The organism is Salmonella sp. NW177, from assembly GCF_051811585.1.
Taxonomy (GTDB): domain Bacteria; phylum Pseudomonadota; class Gammaproteobacteria; order Enterobacterales; family Enterobacteriaceae; genus Salmonella; species Salmonella enterica.
The window spans coordinates 1,217,822-1,236,495 of sequence record NZ_JAMMZV010000001.1 but is presented as its reverse complement, the minus strand read 5'-3'; the positions used below and the strand labels follow the sequence as shown (position 1 = coordinate 1,236,495).

The 18,674-nt window shown below is 54.2% G+C and carries 21 protein-coding genes; 14 read left to right on the top strand and 7 right to left on the bottom strand.

Translation table 11 applies throughout. From position 1 onward, the window contains the following. Positions 1-53 precede the first annotated feature (53 nt). From pyrC to mdtH, 4 genes are all read right to left on the bottom strand, one after another. Complete coding sequence (gene pyrC / locus NA986_RS06500) at positions 54-1,100, bottom strand: dihydroorotase (RefSeq protein ID WP_070793863.1); 1,047 nt, start codon at positions 1,098-1,100, stop codon at positions 54-56. 104 nt (positions 1,101-1,204) lie between these two features. Further along, the gene (locus NA986_RS06495; RefSeq protein WP_000713054.1) at positions 1,205-1,765 is read right to left on the bottom strand and encodes a lipoprotein; all 561 of its coding nucleotides are present in this window, start codon (positions 1,763-1,765) and stop codon (positions 1,205-1,207) included. Positions 1,766-1,889: 124 nt separating this feature from the next. Further along, positions 1,890-2,537 (bottom strand): glutaredoxin 2, encoded by a 648-nt coding sequence (gene grxB / locus NA986_RS06490; protein ID WP_000780893.1) that lies wholly within the window; start codon positions 2,535-2,537, stop codon positions 1,890-1,892. Between the two features lie 63 nt (positions 2,538-2,600). Next, on the bottom strand, positions 2,601-3,809 hold the full coding sequence (mdtH, locus tag NA986_RS06485; protein ID WP_000092177.1) for a multidrug efflux MFS transporter MdtH: 1,209 nt from the start codon (positions 3,807-3,809) through the stop codon (positions 2,601-2,603). Between the two features lie 236 nt (positions 3,810-4,045). Here mdtH and rimJ point away from each other — a divergent pair, with 236 nt between their 5' ends. The 4 genes from rimJ (at position 4,046) to murJ (ending at position 8,077) form a co-directional block, all read left to right on the top strand. Next, positions 4,046-4,630, top strand: coding sequence for a ribosomal protein S5-alanine N-acetyltransferase (gene rimJ / locus NA986_RS06480; RefSeq protein WP_000468204.1), 585 nt, complete (start codon positions 4,046-4,048; stop codon positions 4,628-4,630). A 35-nt stretch (positions 4,631-4,665) separates the two neighbouring features. Beyond that, positions 4,666-5,313 carry a YceH family protein gene (locus tag NA986_RS06475; RefSeq protein ID WP_000873047.1) on the top strand — a complete coding sequence of 216 codons (648 nt, stop codon included), beginning with the start codon at positions 4,666-4,668 and terminating at the stop codon, positions 5,311-5,313. Between the two features lies 1 nt (position 5,314). Then, positions 5,315-6,238 carry a Gfo/Idh/MocA family protein gene (locus NA986_RS06470; protein ID WP_001259725.1) on the top strand — a complete coding sequence of 308 codons (924 nt, stop codon included), beginning with the start codon at positions 5,315-5,317 and terminating at the stop codon, positions 6,236-6,238. A gap of 303 nt (positions 6,239-6,541) precedes the next feature. Further along, positions 6,542-8,077 (top strand): murein biosynthesis integral membrane protein MurJ, encoded by a 1,536-nt coding sequence (gene murJ, locus NA986_RS06465; protein WP_001537775.1) that lies wholly within the window; start codon positions 6,542-6,544, stop codon positions 8,075-8,077. Positions 8,078-8,158: 81 nt separating this feature from the next. Here the strand turns inward: murJ and flgN are convergent, their stop codons facing one another. From flgN to flgA, 3 genes are all read right to left on the bottom strand, one after another. Next, the gene (flgN, locus tag NA986_RS06460) at positions 8,159-8,581 is read right to left on the bottom strand and encodes a flagella biosynthesis chaperone FlgN (RefSeq protein WP_000197547.1); all 423 of its coding nucleotides are present in this window, start codon (positions 8,579-8,581) and stop codon (positions 8,159-8,161) included. 4 nt (positions 8,582-8,585) lie between these two features. Further along, positions 8,586-8,879 (bottom strand): flagellar biosynthesis anti-sigma factor FlgM, encoded by a 294-nt coding sequence (gene flgM / locus NA986_RS06455; RefSeq protein WP_000020893.1) that lies wholly within the window; start codon positions 8,877-8,879, stop codon positions 8,586-8,588. Positions 8,880-8,970: 91 nt separating this feature from the next. Continuing rightward, entirely contained in the window at positions 8,971-9,630 is a 660-nt protein-coding gene (gene flgA, locus NA986_RS06450; RefSeq protein WP_001194086.1) for a flagellar basal body P-ring formation chaperone FlgA, read from the bottom strand. 156 nt (positions 9,631-9,786) lie between these two features. Here flgA and flgB point away from each other — a divergent pair, with 156 nt between their 5' ends. The 10 genes from flgB to flgK all read left to right on the top strand — a co-directional run bounded on the left by flgB (position 9,787) and on the right by flgK (position 18,669). Next, the gene (gene flgB / locus NA986_RS06445) at positions 9,787-10,203 is read left to right on the top strand and encodes a flagellar basal body rod protein FlgB (protein WP_000887043.1); all 417 of its coding nucleotides are present in this window, start codon (positions 9,787-9,789) and stop codon (positions 10,201-10,203) included. Positions 10,204-10,206: 3 nt separating this feature from the next. After that, positions 10,207-10,611 (top strand): flagellar basal body rod protein FlgC, encoded by a 405-nt coding sequence (gene flgC, locus NA986_RS06440; protein ID WP_001196448.1) that lies wholly within the window; start codon positions 10,207-10,209, stop codon positions 10,609-10,611. Positions 10,612-10,622: 11 nt separating this feature from the next. Further along, positions 10,623-11,321, top strand: a complete 699-nt coding sequence (gene flgD / locus NA986_RS06435; RefSeq protein ID WP_000020450.1) for a flagellar hook assembly protein FlgD — start codon at positions 10,623-10,625, stop codon at positions 11,319-11,321. Positions 11,322-11,347: 26 nt separating this feature from the next. Then, entirely contained in the window at positions 11,348-12,559 is a 1,212-nt protein-coding gene (gene flgE, locus NA986_RS06430; protein WP_000010567.1) for a flagellar hook protein FlgE, read from the top strand. Positions 12,560-12,579: 20 nt separating this feature from the next. Next, positions 12,580-13,335 carry a flagellar basal body rod protein FlgF gene (locus NA986_RS06425; protein WP_000349278.1) on the top strand — a complete coding sequence of 252 codons (756 nt, stop codon included), beginning with the start codon at positions 12,580-12,582 and terminating at the stop codon, positions 13,333-13,335. Positions 13,336-13,348: 13 nt separating this feature from the next. After that, entirely contained in the window at positions 13,349-14,131 is a 783-nt protein-coding gene (gene flgG, locus NA986_RS06420) for a flagellar basal-body rod protein FlgG (RefSeq protein WP_000625851.1), read from the top strand. A gap of 54 nt (positions 14,132-14,185) precedes the next feature. Continuing rightward, positions 14,186-14,884: a flagellar basal body L-ring protein FlgH gene (gene flgH / locus NA986_RS06415; RefSeq protein ID WP_001174897.1), complete on the top strand. Its 699-nt coding sequence runs from the start codon at positions 14,186-14,188 to the stop codon at positions 14,882-14,884. Positions 14,885-14,895: 11 nt separating this feature from the next. Next, entirely contained in the window at positions 14,896-15,993 is a 1,098-nt protein-coding gene (locus NA986_RS06410) for a flagellar basal body P-ring protein FlgI (RefSeq protein WP_001518955.1), read from the top strand. After that, a complete protein-coding gene (gene flgJ, locus NA986_RS06405) occupies positions 15,993-16,943 on the top strand; it encodes a flagellar assembly peptidoglycan hydrolase FlgJ (protein ID WP_000578680.1) in 951 nt (316 codons plus the stop codon). The genes NA986_RS06410 and flgJ overlap by 1 nt, the downstream gene beginning before the upstream one ends. 64 nt (positions 16,944-17,007) lie before the next feature. Next, positions 17,008-18,669 (top strand): flagellar hook-associated protein FlgK, encoded by a 1,662-nt coding sequence (gene flgK, locus NA986_RS06400; RefSeq protein WP_070793862.1) that lies wholly within the window; start codon positions 17,008-17,010, stop codon positions 18,667-18,669. Positions 18,670-18,674: the final 5 nt, after the last annotated feature.

Here is an 18,674-nt window from a genome sequence, read left to right as displayed (position 1 = left end):
ACTGGATATATATACAGTTAAATCCAATATATAGCAACAGGTAAGCGCATTTTTTATTTTTTTACTGACCAGCGTACTGTTTCACCCGCTAAAAAAGGCACCAGCGAATCATCAGCCAGCGCGATATTTTCCGGTACCTGTTGTTCATCGCGAACCAGTTCCACCCACCCCGTATTCACCGGCAGGCCATAGAATTGCGGGCCATTCAGTGAACAGAACGCTTCAAAGTGCGCCAGCGCGTTCATTTCCTCAAACACGGCGGCATAACTGCCAAGGGCGGAGGGGGCGTTGAAACAACCGGCGCAGCCGCAACTGGTCTCTTTACGATGACGTGAATGCGGCGCTGAATCCGTCCCCAGGAAGGCGCGCGTAAAACCACTGGCGACCAGGTCGCGTAACGCCTGCTGGTGAATATTGCGTTTCAGAATCGGCAGACAGTACAGGTGAGGACGAATGCCGCCGACCAGCATATCATTACGGTTAAACATTAAATGTTGAGGCGTAATGGTAGCCGCCAGGTAGTCGTTGCCGTCACGTACATACTGCGCGGCATCTTTGGTCGTGATGTGCTCAAAGACCACTTTAAGCGTGGTCAGACGCTGGCGTAGCGGTTCCATTACGGTGTCGATAAAACGCGCTTCGCGATCGAAGATATCAACATCCGCATGGGTCACCTCACCGTGGATCAGTAATGGCATTCCGAGTTTTTCCATCCGCTCCAGTACCGGCATGATAGCGTCGACTGACGTTACGCCATGACTGGAGTTAGTGGTGGCATTGGCCGGGTAAAGCTTAGCCGCAGTAAACACGCCTTCATGGAAACCACGCTCCAGTTCATCGGCATCGAGCGAATCCGTTAAATAGCAGGTCATTAACGGCGTGAAATCATGCCCGGCGGGCACCGCATCGAGAATACGCTGGCGGTAGGCGATCGCTGCATCAACGGTCGTGATGGGGGACGCCAGGTTCGGCATCACGATAGCGCGACCATAAATTTCGCTGGTATAGGGTACGACCGTTTTTAACATGTCGCCATCGCGAAGGTGAACGTGCCAGTCGTCCGGGCGGCGGATCTTTAAAACCAGGGATGGTGCAGTCATTAATAAGCTCCGGCTGAGGAATAGTCTTTTTGCCGGAAACAAAGGATAAGCGGAAACGTTTTCGTTTGCACGTAAAAAAAAGGGCGCGAGCGCGCCCTCCGAAATCAATTGGTGAAAGGAATAACGATTTCACCAGGTTTAACTTCAATGCCTTTCGCGAGTTTCTTCGCTAACGCTTCGCCTTTACTGCTGTCCTCACGCAACACGTAAGCGGGCCGCTGGTTAAAGTAGCTACGTAAAGACTGATTTAAATAGGGCAGGAGCGTTTGTAGCACCGATTGCATTTTCTCCGGCGTCACGGTGGCATCTACTACTTCCATCTCCTGAAGATAGATGGCGCCTTTTTCTTTATCAAAGACCGGCAGGGCTTTTAGCTTGAGTTTCATCGTCGCTTTTTGACTGCCAAACAGGGAATTCATATCCAGCCTGGCATCGCCAGTAAGGGTGACTTTATTAGGCTCTTCCCGACCAATCTGGCTGGCAAGGTTAGTCAATACGATATGCGCGTCGGCAATGCCGGGCAGACCAATATCTTTTGAGAAATTATTCCGTTTTTCAAGCGCTTGATTGATTTCTTGTTCGCTAATGGTGTATTGCGTAAGTTGATTACAACCCACTAACAGGCCGCTAACTACCAGCGCAGCGGCAAAAAAAAACTTTTTCATGGCGTTCCTTAGCATGTTGCCTGTGCCCTAATCTTGACACAAAGCAGCATGTCGCGCCAGCGGACATGGCGCCACTAGAAAAAGCTGAAAAAGGCGGCAAGAAAGGGTTGCCGCCTGGCGGGCGTTAGATAGCCATTGAGGAGAGTAAATTAATTTGCGTCTGCTTTGCCATATTATCGCGATAGTCCGCGACTTTTGTCGGCCAGTGAATACCGGCGACCAGCGTCAGATTACGCAGAAGCGGAAACAGATGAATATCATCTTCCGATAATTCGCCGTTAACGGCGTTAGGCTGTACGATGAGTTTATCCAGCAAACGTAAATCATCGCCGATCTTTTTAATCAGTCCGGCAGAGTGCGCAAGATGGTTGTCAAAACTGCCAGATGAGGCTTCTTTTTTGCGGATAAAATACTGGCGCGCCGCAGGGGTAGAAAATTCATCGAAAGCGGATTTTGCAAATCGCGGCAGCAGTAGCTGATTAACGTAACCGTTAACTTTGCGCAACCACTCTTCAATGGCTGGATTGCGTTTCCCGGTTAACAGCGGTTTGCCGTCGAGGTTGTCGACATAATGTACAATATCCATACTTTCAGGAAGGTAGCGACTATCATCTTTTTGCAGGATGGGCACCATCTTTTGACCAATCATCCGGGTGGGCGTCGCCTCGTCGTCATTTTGTAACACGTTAAGTTCAACGGGGATGTTCTTCAGGCCGAAAATCATGCGGGCTTTAACGCAGAAAGGGCAATGATCGTAAATATAAAGCTTCACGTTTCTCCTCCATTTGACTGTCGGTATCTGACCAGTATGGAGGAGATAGCGACAGGTATCAAATCAGGCGCCGGGTTCCAGCATCCGGCGCGGCGTGCGTTTATGACTAAATTGCCAGCCTAAAGCCAAAAAGGTGATGAAACCGATAATACCGAGCATCATCCACGGTAGTTCAGGCTGCGCAAACGCTTTACCCATATCAAACAACCAGCCGCCGCCGATATAACCAATCGCGCCGCCAATGGCTAATCCCAGACGGCTAAAGCCCATATAGCTTCCCCGCGCCCTCGCGTCCGCGAGCGACGCGCTGAGCGTTTCGCGCGCTGGTTCGGCGATAACCGAGCCGATGTAGAAAGCGCAAATAAGCGTAAAAAGCTGCTGTAAATTGCCCACCATCCCGATGGGGAGCATGCTCAGCGACATGACGAGCAAGCCGGCCATCAGCCGATGCTCCAGCCGAAAACGCTTTTCGCTCCAGCGGGCAATCGGGTAGAGCAACGTCAGCGAGAGACACGCCTCAATAGCGTACATCCATTTCACGGCAGCAGGCGAACCGGCGATATCGTTTACCATAATCGGCAGCATTAACATGACCTGTACCGCCAGCATATAGTAGCCCGCCAGCGTCAGCACGTAGGTGACAAACCTTTTATCGCTCATGACGCGGCGCATTCCTTCACGCACCGGCGTTCTGACCGTTGATAGCTTCCAGGCCGGAAGCAGCCATGCATTGAAAAGGGCGCATAATATGAACAAAATAGCGCCTGTCGCGCAGACCAGGCGAAAATCGTATTGTAGCAACCAGCTTCCCAGCAGCGCGCCAATCACCGCGCCCGCGCTGTCCTGCATCATCAACAGAGAGAAGAAGCGGCCCCGTTGCTCCGGACGAATTAATTTGACCACCAGCGCTGAACGCGGCGGGTCGAAAAGCGTACCGCCGAGACCGGAAAGAAAGCAGGAAAACCACAAGAGCCAGGGCTCATGCGCGATACCCATGGTGGCAAAGCCTGCGGCGCGCATCAGCATACCGGTGACAATCATCGGTTTCGCGCCAAAGCGATCGGCGATGGCGCCGCCAAAAATGCCCAGACCTTGTTGAATAAACTGGCGCAGGCCGAGCGCGATCCCTACCATTACGGCAGCCCACCCCATTTGATCGACAAAGCGAATAGAGATGAGCGGGAAGACGACGAAAAAACCCAGCACCACTAACATGTTATCGATGAGAAGAAAATATTTACCCAGGTTCCTCGCCTGCGAGACGCGCGACATTTCCCCTCCCGGGAAATAAAAGATGAGCGTCTTCTATTCTGCGGCGGCGTTTCGTTTTTTCCTACCGTTAGCGGGACAATATTTTTTTATCAAAAGTCCTTTTTAATCGAGAGTTTTCATCAAAATGTGGCAGCAATTCAAAAAATGACGATTTGCGCTTTTCACAGAGCCTGGTTGCGCAGGTATAGTAATGTTACTGGCGTGCTGAAGACGTTACAGGAAGGAGTAGGTATAGAATGTTTGGCTATCGTAGTAACGTGCCAAAAGTGCGCTTAACCACCGATCGTCTGGTGGTACGTTTAGTGCATGAGCGTGATGCCTGGCGTCTGGCCGATTATTACGCGGAAAATCGTCATTTTTTAAAACCCTGGGAACCGGTCCGTGATGAAAGTCATTGTTATCCTTCAGGATGGCAGGCGCGTCTGGGAATGATCGGTGAATTTCACAAACAGGGCTCCGCCTTCTATTTCGCGCTACTTGATCCGGAAGAAAAAGAAATTATCGGCGTGGCGAATTTTTCCAATGTGGTGCGCGGTTCTTTTCATGCCTGTTATCTGGGCTATTCCATTGCGCAGAAGTGGCAGGGGCAGGGGCTGATGTTTGAAGCCTTAACCGCTGCGATTCGCTATATGCAGCGCACTCAGCATATCCACCGTATCATGGCGAACTATATGCCGCACAACAAACGTAGCGGCGCGTTGCTGGCGCGGCTTGGCTTTGAGAAAGAAGGCTATGCGAAAGATTACCTGTTGATTGATGGACAATGGCGCGACCATGTCCTGACGGCGTTAACCACGCCGTTATGGACGCCGGGGCGTTGAGCGGCTTACGGAATGAGAGGCAAAGGGAGAAAACGATGAAATATGAATTAACCGCCACTGAAGCGCGAGTGATTGGCTGTCTGCTGGAAAAGCAGGTGACAACGCCGGAACAGTATCCGCTTTCCGTCAACGGCGTGGTGACGGCCTGTAATCAGAAAACCAACCGTGAACCGGTGATGAACCTGACGGAACAAGAGGTACAAGAACAGCTCGATAACCTGGTGAAACGCCACTTTTTGCGTACGGTCAGCGGGTTTGGCAATCGCGTCACCAAATATGAACAGCGTTTCTGTAATTCCGAATTTGGCGATCTGAAACTTAGCGCGGCGGAAGTGGCGCTTGTCACTACGCTGCTGCTGCGCGGCGCGCAAACGCCCGGCGAGTTGCGTAGCCGGGCGTCGCGGATGCATGAATTCAGCGATATGGCGGAAGTTGAATCCACGCTGGAACGGCTTGCCAGTCGTGAGGACGGCCCGTATGTCGTCCGTCTGGCGCGTGAACCGGGTAAGCGCGAAAGCCGTTATATGCACCTTTTTTGCGGCGACGTCGATGAACTGTCTCTCCAGACGTCTGCGCCGGAAAGTGCGTCGGGCGATCTTCAGTCGCGCGTCGAAGCGCTGGAAAGCGAAGTGGCGGAGTTAAAGCAGCGGCTGGATTCTTTGTTAGCTCACCTGGGAGAGTAATGTGAGAACATTACGGATTGGCATTGTCGGATTAGGCGGTATTGCGCAGAAGGCCTGGCTGCCGGTATTAACCAACACTGCCGGATGGACATTACAGGGCGCCTGGTCTCCTTCGCGGGATAAAGCCTTACGTATCTGCGAAAGCTGGCGCATACCGTATGTGGATTCGCTGGCGAATTTAGCGTCCGGCTGCGATGCGGTCTTCGTCCACTCCAGTACCGCAAGCCATTATGCCGTGGTCAGCGAACTTCTCAATGCCGGCGTCCATGTCTGCGTGGATAAACCGCTGGCGGAAAATCTACGTGATGCCGAACGGCTGGTGGCGCTGGCGGCGCAAAAAAAATTGACGCTGATGGTTGGCTTTAATCGCCGTTTCGCGCCGCTGTACCGCGAACTGAAGACGCGCCTCGGTACTGCGGCGTCACTGCGTATGGATAAACATCGTACCGATAGCATCGGGCCGCACGACTTACGTTTTACTTTGCTCGATGACTATCTGCATGTCGTGGATACCGCTCTGTGGCTGGCGGGCGGCGAGGCGCGCCTTGCCAGCGGCACGTTGCTCACCAGCGAGTCCGGCGAAATGTGCTATGCGGAACATCATTTTTCCGCCGACAAACTACAAATTACCACCAGTATGCACCGGCGTGCCGGAAGTCAGCGTGAATCGGTCCAGGCCGTCACCGACGGCGGGCTGTATGACGTGACGGATATGCGTGAATGGCGCGAAGAGCGCGGGCAGGGTATTCTCATCAAACCCATTCCTGGTTGGCAAACGACGCTTGAACAGCGTGGTTTTGTCGGATGCGCGCGGCATTTCATTGACTGCGTACAAAATCAGACGGTTCCGGAAACGGCGGGGGAGCAGGCGATTTTGGCCCAGCGCGTCGTGGAGGCGCTGTGGCGGGACGCCATCAGCGAATAACCCTCTGTAACATCTGGCGGTAGTAATTCATCGTAATCCAGGTACTATACCCTCAATAATTCGAGTTGCAGAAAAGCTAACGCACATGCAGCTCGAAGTATGGCGGGTATATATGCCCACTCTACACAATACCTCTTTTCACAGTGAATAATGGCAAACCGTGGGGAGTCTGTAAGGCCTGATAAGACGTTTTAACGTCGCCGTCAGGCGCGGTGATACAGCCGGATACGGCAGAAGTTGCGTTATCCGGTCGATGGATCAGCCATGCAGGAGTTTTACGCCAGGGTCTGGAATACAAAAGAAATGAATTTATTGAAATCGCTGGCTGCCGTCAGCTCGATGACTATGTTTTCACGCGTGTTGGGCTTTGCCCGTGATGCGATTGTCGCCAGAATTTTTGGCGCAGGGATGGCGACCGACGCCTTTTTTGTGGCGTTTAAACTCCCCAATCTACTACGCCGGATCTTTGCCGAAGGCGCTTTTTCTCAGGCCTTTGTGCCTATCCTGGCGGAATATAAGAGCAAGCAGGGTGAAGAAGCGACGCGGATCTTTGTCGCTTACGTTTCCGGCCTGTTGACGCTGGCATTGGCCGTCGTGACGGTGGCCGGTATGCTGGCCGCCCCGTGGGTGATTATGGTAACCGCGCCGGGTTTTGCCGATACTGCGGATAAATTCGCGCTGACGACGCAACTGCTGCGGATTACGTTTCCCTATATTCTGCTGATCTCACTGGCTTCACTGGTTGGCGCCATTCTCAACACCTGGAATCGCTTCTCTATTCCTGCTTTTGCGCCGACATTTCTTAATATCAGCATGATCGGTTTTGCATTATTCGCCGCGCCATACTTTAATCCGCCGGTGCTGGCGTTAGCCTGGGCAGTCACCGTCGGCGGCGTGCTGCAACTGGTGTATCAACTTCCGTATTTGAAAAAGATCGGTATGCTGGTGCTGCCGCGCATTAACTTTCGCGACACTGGGGCGATGCGGGTGGTCAAACAGATGGGGCCGGCGATTTTGGGCGTTTCCGTCAGTCAGATCTCCCTTATCATCAATACCATTTTTGCCTCGTTTCTGGCCTCCGGCTCGGTCTCATGGATGTACTATGCCGATCGGTTGATGGAGTTCCCGTCCGGCGTGCTGGGCGTGGCGTTGGGGACCATCCTGTTGCCGTCATTGTCGAAAAGCTTTGCCAGCGGCAATCATGATGAGTACTGCCGCCTGATGGACTGGGGGCTGCGTTTGTGCTTTTTACTGGCGTTACCGAGCGCGGTAGCGTTAGGCATTCTGGCGAAGCCGCTGACGGTCTCGCTGTTTCAGTACGGTAAATTCACCGCCTTTGATGCGGCGATGACGCAGCGGGCGTTAATCGCCTATTCGGTGGGGCTGATTGGCTTGATCGTCGTAAAAGTGTTGGCCCCGGGCTTCTATTCTCGCCAGGATATTAAAACGCCGGTGAAAATCGCCATCGTGACGTTAATCATGACGCAGTTAATGAACCTGGCGTTTATTGGACCGCTGAAACACGCCGGGCTGTCGCTCTCTATTGGTTTGGCGGCATGTCTCAATGCGTCGCTGCTGTACTGGCAACTGCGCAAACAGAATATCTTTACGCCACAACCGGGTTGGATGTGGTTCCTGATGCGTCTGATCATTTCCGTACTGGTGATGGCCGCCGTATTGTTCGGCGTGTTGCATATTATGCCGGAGTGGTCGCAAGGGTCGATGTTATGGCGTTTGCTGCGTTTGATGGCGGTAGTGATCGCGGGTATCGCGGCCTATTTCGCCGCGCTTGCCGTGCTGGGCTTTAAAGTGAAAGAGTTTGTTCGCCGGACGGCGTAAATTCAGTGCCTGATAGCGCTGTGCTATCAGGCCTACAAGGCATTCAGGCCGGAAAGGCGCAACGTCGCCATCCGGCAATGATTAGATAGAAATTTTTTTACCGCCGCGGTGAGAGACGGAAGTCTGACCGTCAGCCCCGTACAAGGTCGGCTCCTGGTGAGGTTTCAGCACCTCCAGCGCCTGTTGATTACGCTCGATTTGCCCTTCCAGCAGCCAGCCGTTGTGCTGGTTGAGGTCGCGAAGATGCTGCGTTTTTTCGGTAATCGCCTGCCAGCGCTCTGCAATGTCATCGTTTGCGCTACGCTGCGCGTTCTGCTCCAGACGGCGCTGTTGTTCCAGATAATCCAGCGTCGCCAGCAACGAGCTTTTTTCTTCTGTAATACGCTGTAGCTGGCTGCCGTTAATCTGGCCTACGGAAAGCTGTTGTTGCTCGGCGTCCATCACCGTCTTCAGGTCATTCAGGACGGTGGTCATCTGGTCAAGTATTTCTGACAAACGAGTCATACGCTTATTTACTCTGTAAGTAGCTCTGCGCCTCGCGAATGAGCGAGTCTGCTATTTTTCCCGTATCCATTTTTAACTCACCGTTACGGATAGCCGTTTTTAATGCTTCGACGCGTTCCATATTAATGTCGCTGACGCCTGGCTGCATGAGCTTCGCTTGCGCGTCGCTTAACGTTACGCTGGCGCTCGTCGCGGCGGACGTTTTTTCCTGACGCGTTTTTTGTACCGGCGTGTCGCTGGTTTCGCGCGTCTGGACAGTGCTAACGGGTTTCAAAGGTGAGGTACGGTCAATGCTCATTTATTTATCCTCATCGAGGGTTACGTTGTAGCGGCCAGCTACCATCATGGTTGAATATCTCATCGGCAGCCGCGACAAAATCTTTACACAATTATAGGTTAATAAGAATATTCCCATCAGAATCGACGGTTCCACTCACGATTTGACCCGATGTCATGCGCACGCGCGCATTTTGCGCGACGGCGGCATTATTCATCGCCTGACCTTCCGCATTGACGCTAAACCCCTCGCCATTGGCGATGACCTGTACTCGTTGACCCGCTTTGACGCGCCAGGCCTGACGTATCATCGTAAGCTGTACCGGCTGCCCGGGAGCGAGATCGCGCAAACTGACGGCATCCTGAATTTGACGGATATCCAGTACCGTCCGCGGCGGTAACTGATCCAGCCTGCCACGTTTTAGCGTGACGTTGGCCGGCGTCAATTTTCCGCCGCGCGCGACGGGCGCGGCAACGGCGACATAATTGCCGGTCGCTTGCACATTCACCTGCAAATAACGTTTTTCATTGGCGCAGCGCGCCACCACATTGACGTTGCCCCACAGCTTCGCGCTGCCCGTCATGCTGAAGGCTGGCTGCTCGCAGCTCGGTAGCAGATTGGGCGATGAACGGAGCGTGACAACCACCTCGTCGCTGAAGCCAGCCAGACGCTGGGAAAACCACGTGGTCAGCTGGGCGTTGATGTCCTGCGCCATTGTCAGGGGGCTGAACAGCAAAGCCGCCACGGCGAATCCTCGTTTTAACGTTTGCATGGTACTTCCCCCTGGTTGATGTCATGACAGGATTCTACCCGTGTGAAGCAAGCATCAACGCAATAAATAGCGACGCATTTTGCGTTTATTCCGGCGATAACGCGCGCGTGAAGGCATTTAAGCTGTCGGCTGAATTTTGCCATTTGCGGAGGAGATATGCTCGACAGGCTCGATGCCGCCTTACGATTTCAGCAGGAAGCGCTAAATCTGCGCGCGCAACGTCAGGAAATATTAGCGGCGAATATCGCCAATGCCGATACGCCGGGGTATCAGGCGCGCGATATTGATTTTGCCAGTGAGTTAAAAAAGGTGATGGTGCGTGGACGGGAAGAAACCGGCGGCGTCGCGTTAACGTTGACTTCCTCTCACCATATTCCCGCCCAGGCGGTCTCTTCTCCCGCAGTGGATCTGCTTTATCGCGTACCCGATCAGCCTTCTTTGGATGGTAACACCGTAGATATGGACAGGGAACGTACGCAGTTTGCGGATAACAGTCTCAAATATCAGATGGGGCTTACCGTTCTGGGTAGCCAACTCAAAGGCATGATGAATGTGCTACAGGGAGGAAACTAATTCGTGGCGCTGTTAAACATTTTTGATATTGCCGGATCGGCGCTTGCCGCGCAGTCCAAGCGGTTGAACGTTGCGGCCAGTAACCTGGCGAATGCGGATAGCGTCACCGGCCCGGACGGACAGCCTTATCGCGCCAAACAGGTGGTTTTTCAGGTGGACGCCGCGCCGGGTCAAGCCACTGGCGGGGTAAAGGTCGCCAGCGTGATTGAAAGTCAGGCACCGGAAAAGCTGGTTTATGAGCCAGGCAATCCGCTGGCGGACGCTAATGGTTACGTCAAAATGCCCAACGTCGATGTGGTCGGCGAAATGGTTAACACGATGTCAGCCTCGCGCAGCTATCAGGCAAATATCGAAGTCCTGAATACCGTAAAAAGCATGATGCTTAAAACGCTGACATTAGGCCAGTAAAGGAGGCGCGTATGTCTATTGCCGTAAATATGAATGACCCGACCAACACGGGCGTCAAAACGACGACCGGCAGCGGGTCGATGACCGGAAGCAACGCTGCCGATCTGCAAAGCAGTTTCCTGACCTTACTGGTCGCGCAATTGAAGAACCAGGACCCGACTAACCCATTACAAAATAATGAGTTAACGACGCAGTTGGCGCAAATCAGTACCGTGAGCGGCATTGAAAAACTGAATACGACGCTGGGGGCTATTTCCGGGCAAATTGATAATAGTCAGTCCCTACAGGCGACCACGCTGATTGGACATGGCGTTATGGTGCCTGGCACCACAATTCTGGCGGGTAAAGGCGCGGAAGAAGGGGCCGTGACGTCCACGACGCCGTTTGGCGTGGAATTGCAACAGCCTGCGGACAAAGTGACGGCAACCATTACCGATAAAGATGGCCGGGTGGTACGGACACTGGAGATCGGTGAGTTGCGAGCCGGGGTACACACCTTTACCTGGGATGGTAAGCAAACGGACGGAACAACGGTACCGAATGGTTCTTACAACATTGCGATTACCGCCAGCAATGGCGGAACGCAACTGGTGGCGCAGCCGCTGCAATTCGCTCTGGTACAGGGCGTGACGAAGGGCAGTAACGGCAACCTGTTGGATCTGGGTACCTACGGCACCACCACACTCGACGAAGTTCGGCAAATAATCTAAGCCCTTACACTTATCAGGAGTCAGTCATGTCTTTTTCTCAAGCGGTTAGCGGCCTGAACGCTGCGGCCACCAACCTTGATGTTATCGGTAATAACATCGCCAACTCCGCCACCTATGGCTTTAAGTCCGGTACGGCATCATTTGCCGATATGTTCGCCGGTTCCAAAGTGGGGCTGGGCGTAAAAGTGGCGGGGATTACCCAGGATTTTACCGACGGTACGACAACGAACACCGGGCGCGGGCTGGATGTCGCGATTAGCCAGAACGGTTTTTTCCGCCTGGTAGACAGCAACGGTTCCGTGTTCTATAGCCGCAACGGCCAGTTCAAACTGGACGAGAACCGTAACCTGGTCAATATGCAGGGGATGCAGTTGACCGGCTATCCGGCCACCGGTACGCCGCCGACCATTCAGCAGGGGGCGAATCCTGCGCCGATCACCATTCCGAACACGCTGATGGCGGCGAAATCGACCACCACCGCGTCAATGCAGATCAACCTGAACTCAACGGACCCTGTACCGTCTAAAACGCCCTTTAGCGTGAGTGATGCGGATTCGTATAACAAAAAAGGCACCGTCACCGTTTATGACAGCCAGGGTAATGCCCATGACATGAACGTCTATTTTGTGAAAACCAAAGATAATGAATGGGCTGTGTACACCCATGACAGCAGCGATCCTGCAGCCACTGCGCCAACAACGGCGTCCACTACGCTGAAATTCAATGAAAACGGGATTCTGGAGTCTGGCGGTACGGTGAACATCACCACCGGTACGATTAATGGCGCGACAGCGGCCACCTTCTCCCTCAGCTTCCTTAACTCCATGCAGCAGAACACCGGGGCTAATAACATCGTCGCCACCAATCAAAACGGCTATAAGCCGGGCGACCTGGTGAGCTACCAGATTAACAACGACGGCACCGTGGTTGGCAACTACTCCAACGAGCAGGAGCAGGTGCTGGGGCAGATTGTGCTGGCTAACTTCGCCAACAACGAAGGTCTGGCATCCCAGGGCGATAACGTCTGGGCGGCGACGCAGGCTTCCGGGGTTGCGCTGCTGGGGACTGCCGGTTCCGGCAACTTCGGTAAGCTGACGAACGGCGCGCTGGAAGCCTCTAACGTGGATTTGAGTAAAGAGCTGGTGAATATGATCGTCGCGCAGCGTAACTACCAGTCGAATGCGCAGACCATCAAAACTCAGGACCAGATCCTCAATACGCTGGTTAACCTGCGCTAAGCGCCTGACGGGATAGCTTAATGGATCACGCAATTTATACCGCTATGGGGGCGGCCAGCCAGACGCTTAACCAGCAGGCGGTAACGGCCAGCAACCTGGCTAATGCCTCAACGCCGGGCTTTCGCGCGCAGCTTAACGCGCTACGCGCGGTGCCCGTTGATGGCCTCTCTTTAGCAACGCGCACGCTGGTTACGGCGTCGACGCCCGGGGCGGATATGACCCCGGGTCAGTTGGACTACACCTCCCGTCCGCTGGATGTCGCGTTACAGCAGGACGGCTGGCTGGTAGTGCAAGCGGCGGATGGCGCTGAAGGATATACCCGTAACGGGAATATCCAGGTGGGTCCGACCGGGCAGTTAACCATTCAGGGACATCCGGTTATCGGCGAAGGCGGCCCGATTACCGTTCCTGAAGGGTCGGAAATCACCATTGCGGCAGACGGCACGATCTCCGCGCTCAATCCCGGCGACCCGCCAAACACGGTGGCGCCCGTTGGGCGACTGAAGCTGGTCAAAGCGGAAGGCAATGAGGTGCAGCGGAGCGATGACGGTTTATTCCGCCTTACCGCCGAGGCACAGGCTGAACGCGGGGCGGTACTGGCCGCCGACCCGTCAATTCGCATTATGTCGGGCGTGCTGGAGGGCAGTAACGTCAAGCCGGTTGAAGCAATGACCGACATGATCGCCAACGCACGTCGTTTTGAAATGCAGATGAAGGTTATCACCAGCGTAGATGAGAACGAAGGGCGAGCTAACCAACTGCTGTCGATGAGTTAATACAGGACATTTTATGATCAGTTCATTATGGATCGCCAAAACCGGTCTGGACGCGCAGCAAACCAATATGGATGTGATTGCCAATAACCTGGCAAACGTCAGCACCAATGGTTTTAAGCGTCAGCGCGCGGTATTTGAAGATCTGTTGTATCAGACCATCCGCCAGCCGGGCGCGCAGTCGTCCGAGCAGACGACGCTGCCTTCAGGGCTGCAAATCGGTACCGGCGTGCGTCCGGTCGCCACGGAGCGTCTGCACAGTCAGGGGAACCTGTCGCAGACCAACAACAGTAAAGATGTGGCGATTAAAGGGCAGGGCTTTTTCCAGGTCATGCTGCCGGACGGTACGTCTGCTTATACCCGCGATGGCTCTTTCCAGGTGGATCAGAATGGTCAACTGGTGACGGCGGGCGGTTTTCAGGTGCAGCCGGCAATCACCATTCCGGCCAACGCGTTAAGCATCACGATTGGCCGCGACGGCGTGGTCAGCGTGACCCAGCAGGGGCAGGCCGCGCCGGTTCAGGTCGGGCAGCTTAACCTGACCACCTTTATGAACGACACCGGTCTGGAAAGCATCGGCGAGAACCTCTATATCGAAACGCAATCGTCCGGCGCGCCGAACGAAAGCACGCCGGGGCTCAACGGCGCGGGGTTGTTGTATCAAGGGTATGTCGAAACGTCGAACGTTAACGTGGCGGAAGAGCTGGTGAATATGATTCAGGTTCAACGCGCCTATGAAATTAACAGTAAAGCAGTATCGACGACCGATCAGATGCTGCAGAAACTGACGCAACTCTAAGGGGCCGCCGGTGGGGGATACGCCACCGGCTCCCTGATTTTGAAGATGAAGGTAATGCAAAAATACGCGCTTCACGCTTACCCAGTTATGGCCCTGATGGTCGCGACGCTGACAGGATGCGCCTGGATACCTGCTAAACCGCTCGTGCAGGGGGCGACCACGGCGCAGCCGATACCTGGCCCGGTACCGGTGGCGAATGGCTCCATATTTCAGTCTGCGCAGCCGATTAATTATGGCTATCAGCCGCTTTTTGAAGATCGTCGACCGCGTAATATCGGCGATACGCTCACGATTGTGTTACAGGAAAACGTCAGCGCCAGTAAAAGCTCGTCGGCAAATGCCAGCCGCGACGGCAAAACCAGCTTTGGTTTTGATACGGTACCGCGTTATCTGCAGGGATTATTCGGTAATTCCCGCGCGGATATGGAGGCCTCCGGCGGCAACTCTTTTAATGGTAAAGGCGGCGCGAATGCCAGCAATACCTTTAGCGGCACGCTGACCGTGACCGTCGATCAGGTTCTGGCCAATGGCAATTTACACGTCGTGGGGGAAAAACAGATCGCGATTAATCAGGGAACGGAATTCATCCGCTTCTCCGGCGTGGTAAATCCACGCACCATTAGCGGCAGCAACTCTGTTCCCTCGACACAGGTGGCGGATGCGCGGATTGAATATGTCGGGAACGGCTATATTAACGAAGCGCAAAATATGGGCTGGCTGCAACGTTTCTTCCTTAATTTGTCGCCGATGTAAGCGAGGTGTATGTGTTTAAAGCTCTTGCAGGAATCGTTCTGGCACTGGTTGCCACTCTGGCGCACGCCGAGCGTATCCGGGATCTGACCAGTGTCCAGGGAGTACGGGAAAACTCGCTGATCGGCTACGGGCTGGTGGTCGGGCTGGACGGTACGGGCGACCAGACGACCCAGACGCCATTTACCACCCAGACGCTGAATAACATGCTGTCACAACTGGGGATTACGGTCCCCACCGGCACCAATATGCAGTTGAAAAACGTGGCGGCGGTGATGGTGACGGCGTCGTATCCGCCTTTTGCGCGACAGGGACAAACGATCGATGTCGTCGTTTCCTCAATGGGGAACGCTAAAAGTCTGCGTGGCGGGACGTTATTAATGACGCCGTTAAAAGGGGTGGACAGCCAGGTGTATGCTCTGGCGCAGGGCAATATTCTGGTCGGCGGCGCGGGCGCTTCCGCAGGCGGCAGTAGCGTACAGGTTAACCAGCTTAATGGCGGGCGCATCACTAATGGCGCGATTATCGAACGCGAGTTGCCGACTCAGTTCGGCGCTGGCAACACCATTAATCTGCAATTGAACGACGAAGATTTTACGATGGCGCAGCAAATTACCGACGCCATCAACCGCGCCCGCGGTTACGGCAGCGCCACTGCGCTTGATGCGCGAACGGTACAGGTACGCGTGCCCAGCGGCAACAGCTCGCAGGTGCGTTTTCTGGCGGACATTCAAAATATGGAAGTCAACGTGACGCCGCAGGATGCAAAAGTCGTGATCAACTCGCGTACCGGTTCGGTGGTCATGAATCGGGAAGTCACGCTGGATAGCTGCGCTGTGGCGCAGGGCAATTTGTCAGTGACAGTCAATCGCCAGCTCAACGTCAACCAGCCGAATACGCCATTTGGCGGCGGGCAGACCGTGGTGACGCCACAGACTCAAATAGATTTGCGTCAGAGCGGCGGATCGCTACAGAGCGTGCGTTCCAGCGCCAATCTGAACAGCGTAGTGCGTGCGCTGAATGCGCTTGGCGCGACGCCGATGGACCTGATGTCGATTTTGCAGTCCATGCAGAGCGCGGGCTGTCTACGCGCCAAACTGGAAATCATCTGATGATCGGAGACGGTAAATTGCTGGCCAGCGCGGCCTGGGATGCGCAATCTCTGAACGAACTGAAAGCGAAAGCGGGCCAGGACCCGGCGGCGAATATCCGTCCTGTGGCCCGTCAGGTGGAAGGGATGTTTGTGCAGATGATGCTGAAAAGTATGCGCGAGGCTTTACCCAAAGATGGTTTATTCAGCAGCGATCAGACGCGTCTGTATACCAGCATGTATGACCAGCAGATCGCCCAGCAGATGACCGCCGGTAAGGGATTGGGGCTGGCGGATATGATGGTTAAACAGATGACGGGCGGGCAGACGATGCCTGCAGATGATGCGCCGCAAGTACCGCTTAAATTCTCCCTGGAGACGGTAAACAGCTATCAAAATCAGGCGCTGACCCAACTGGTGCGCAAAGCCATACCGAAAACGCCGGACAGCAGCGATGCGCCGCTCTCCGGCGACAGTAAAGACTTTCTGGCCCGGCTTTCGCTCCCGGCGAGACTGGCCAGCGAACAAAGCGGGGTGCCGCATCATCTGATTCTGGCGCAGGCGGCGCTGGAGTCCGGCTGGGGGCAGCGGCAAATCCTGCGGGAGAATGGCGAACCCAGCTATAACGTATTTGGCGTGAAAGCGACCGCCAGTTGGAAAGGGCCGGTGACGGAAATCACCACCACTGAATACGAAAATGGCGAAGCGAAAAAAGTGAAAGCGAAATTCCGCGTCTATAACTCGTATCTGGAGGCGTTATCGGATTATGTCGCGCTGTTAACGCGTAACCCACGCTACGCTGCCGTGACCACTGCCGCCACGGCAGAGCAAGGCGCAGTGGCCCTGCAAAACGCCGGATACGCCACTGACCCGAATTACGCGCGTAAATTGACCAGCATGATTCAGCAGTTGAAAGCGATGAGTGAAAAGGTCAGCAAAACCTACAGCGCGAATCTCGACAATCTCTTTTAAATTGCTCAAGTCCACGTAGTCGCTGCCGATAACAACGAGTATTGAAGGATTAAAAGGAACCATCATGTCCAGCTTGATTAATCACGCCATGAGCGGACTTAACGCCGCGCAGGCCGCGTTAAATACGGTCAGTAATAACATCAACAATTATAACGTTGCGGGTTATACCCGGCAGACAACTATTCTGGCGCAGGCAAACAGTACGTTAGGGGCTGGCGGCTGGATAGGTAATGGCGTTTACGTTTCAGGCGTACAGCGCGAATATGATGCGTTTATCACTAATCAGCTACGCGGCGCGCAAAACCAGAGCAGCGGCTTAACCACGCGCTATGAACAAATGTCGAAAATCGACAACCTGCTGGCCGATAAATCCAGCTCGCTGTCTGGTTCGTTGCAGAGTTTTTTTACCAGCCTGCAAACGTTAGTCAGTAACGCGGAAGATCCTGCGGCGCGTCAGGCGCTGATTGGTAAAGCGGAAGGGCTGGTAAACCAGTTCAAAACCACCGATCAGTATCTGCGCGATCAGGATAAACAGGTCAATATCGCGATTAGCTCCAGCGTGGCGCAAATCAACAATTACGCGAAGCAGATAGCTAACCTGAACGATCAAATCTCCCGTATGACGGGCGTAGGCGCGGGCGCATCGCCGAACGACCTGCTCGATCAGCGTGATCAGTTGGTCAGCGAGCTTAACAAGATCGTTGGCGTCGAGGTGAGTGTACAGGACGGCGGCACCTATAACCTGACGATGGCCAATGGCTATACGCTGGTGCAGGGGTCGACGGCGCGTCAGTTGGCGGCGGTTCCCTCCAGCGCCGACCCGGCGCGAACGACTGTCGCTTATGTCGATGAGGCCGCCGGTAACATCGAAATTCCGGAAAAGTTGCTGAACACCGGTTCGCTCGGCGGATTACTGACGTTCCGTTCTCAGGATCTGGATCAGACTCGTAATACGCTGGGCCAGTTGGCGTTGGCGTTTGCCGATGCGTTTAACGCGCAGCATACCAAAGGTTATGACGCCGACGGCAATAAAGGGAAAGACTTCTTTAGCATTGGCTCGCCGGTGGTATATAGCAACAGTAATAATGCCGATAAAACGGTATCGCTAACCGCTAAGGTGGTCGACAGCACGAAGGTTCAGGCGACGGATTATAAGATTGTTTTTGACGGTACAGACTGGCAGGTTACTCGCACTGCGGATAACACCACCTTCACGGCGACAAAAGATGCTGACGGAAAACTGGAGATTGACGGTCTGAAAGTGACGGTAGGGACCGGCGCACAGAAAAACGACAGTTTTCTTCTCAAGCCGGTCAGCAATGCTATCGTCGACATGAACGTTAAAGTGACGAATGAAGCCGAGATTGCGATGGCGTCTGAGTCAAAACTCGATCCTGACGTGGATACCGGCGACAGCGATAACCGCAATGGTCAGGCATTGCTGGACTTACAAAACAGCAATGTAGTGGGCGGCAACAAAACCTTTAACGATGCTTACGCCACGTTGGTCAGCGATGTGGGTAACAAAACGTCAACGCTGAAAACCAGCAGCACCACGCAGGCGAATGTGGTTAAACAGCTTTATAAACAGCAACAGTCGGTTTCCGGCGTTAACCTCGACGAAGAGTACGGCAATTTGCAGCGTTATCAGCAGTATTATCTGGCGAATGCGCAAGTATTGCAGACCGCGAATGCGCTGTTTGATGCGTTATTGAATATTCGCTAAAGGAG

Coding starts and splice junctions, on each gene's coding strand:
- pyrC (WP_070793863.1), bottom strand. CDS start 1,100: ATGACTGCACCATCCCTGGTTTTAAAGATCCGCCGCCCGGACGACTGG.
- NA986_RS06495 (WP_000713054.1), bottom strand. CDS start 1,765: ATGAAAAAGTTTTTTTTTGCCGCTGCGCTGGTAGTTAGCGGCCTGTTA.
- mdtH (WP_000092177.1), bottom strand. CDS start 3,809: ATGTCGCGCGTCTCGCAGGCGAGGAACCTGGGTAAATATTTTCTTCTC.
- rimJ (WP_000468204.1), top strand. CDS start 4,046: ATGTTTGGCTATCGTAGTAACGTGCCAAAAGTGCGCTTAACCACCGAT.
- NA986_RS06475 (WP_000873047.1), top strand. CDS start 4,666: ATGAAATATGAATTAACCGCCACTGAAGCGCGAGTGATTGGCTGTCTG.
- murJ (WP_001537775.1), top strand. CDS start 6,542: ATGAATTTATTGAAATCGCTGGCTGCCGTCAGCTCGATGACTATGTTT.
- flgN (WP_000197547.1), bottom strand. CDS start 8,581: ATGACTCGTTTGTCAGAAATACTTGACCAGATGACCACCGTCCTGAAT.
- flgM (WP_000020893.1), bottom strand. CDS start 8,879: ATGAGCATTGACCGTACCTCACCTTTGAAACCCGTTAGCACTGTCCAG.
- flgA (WP_001194086.1), bottom strand. CDS start 9,630: ATGCAAACGTTAAAACGAGGATTCGCCGTGGCGGCTTTGCTGTTCAGC.
- flgB (WP_000887043.1), top strand. CDS start 9,787: ATGCTCGACAGGCTCGATGCCGCCTTACGATTTCAGCAGGAAGCGCTA.
- flgD (WP_000020450.1), top strand. CDS start 10,623: ATGTCTATTGCCGTAAATATGAATGACCCGACCAACACGGGCGTCAAA.
- flgE (WP_000010567.1), top strand. CDS start 11,348: ATGTCTTTTTCTCAAGCGGTTAGCGGCCTGAACGCTGCGGCCACCAAC.
- NA986_RS06425 (WP_000349278.1), top strand. CDS start 12,580: ATGGATCACGCAATTTATACCGCTATGGGGGCGGCCAGCCAGACGCTT.
- flgG (WP_000625851.1), top strand. CDS start 13,349: ATGATCAGTTCATTATGGATCGCCAAAACCGGTCTGGACGCGCAGCAA.
- flgH (WP_001174897.1), top strand. CDS start 14,186: ATGCAAAAATACGCGCTTCACGCTTACCCAGTTATGGCCCTGATGGTC.
- flgJ (WP_000578680.1), top strand. CDS start 15,993: ATGATCGGAGACGGTAAATTGCTGGCCAGCGCGGCCTGGGATGCGCAA.
- flgK (WP_070793862.1), top strand. CDS start 17,008: ATGTCCAGCTTGATTAATCACGCCATGAGCGGACTTAACGCCGCGCAG.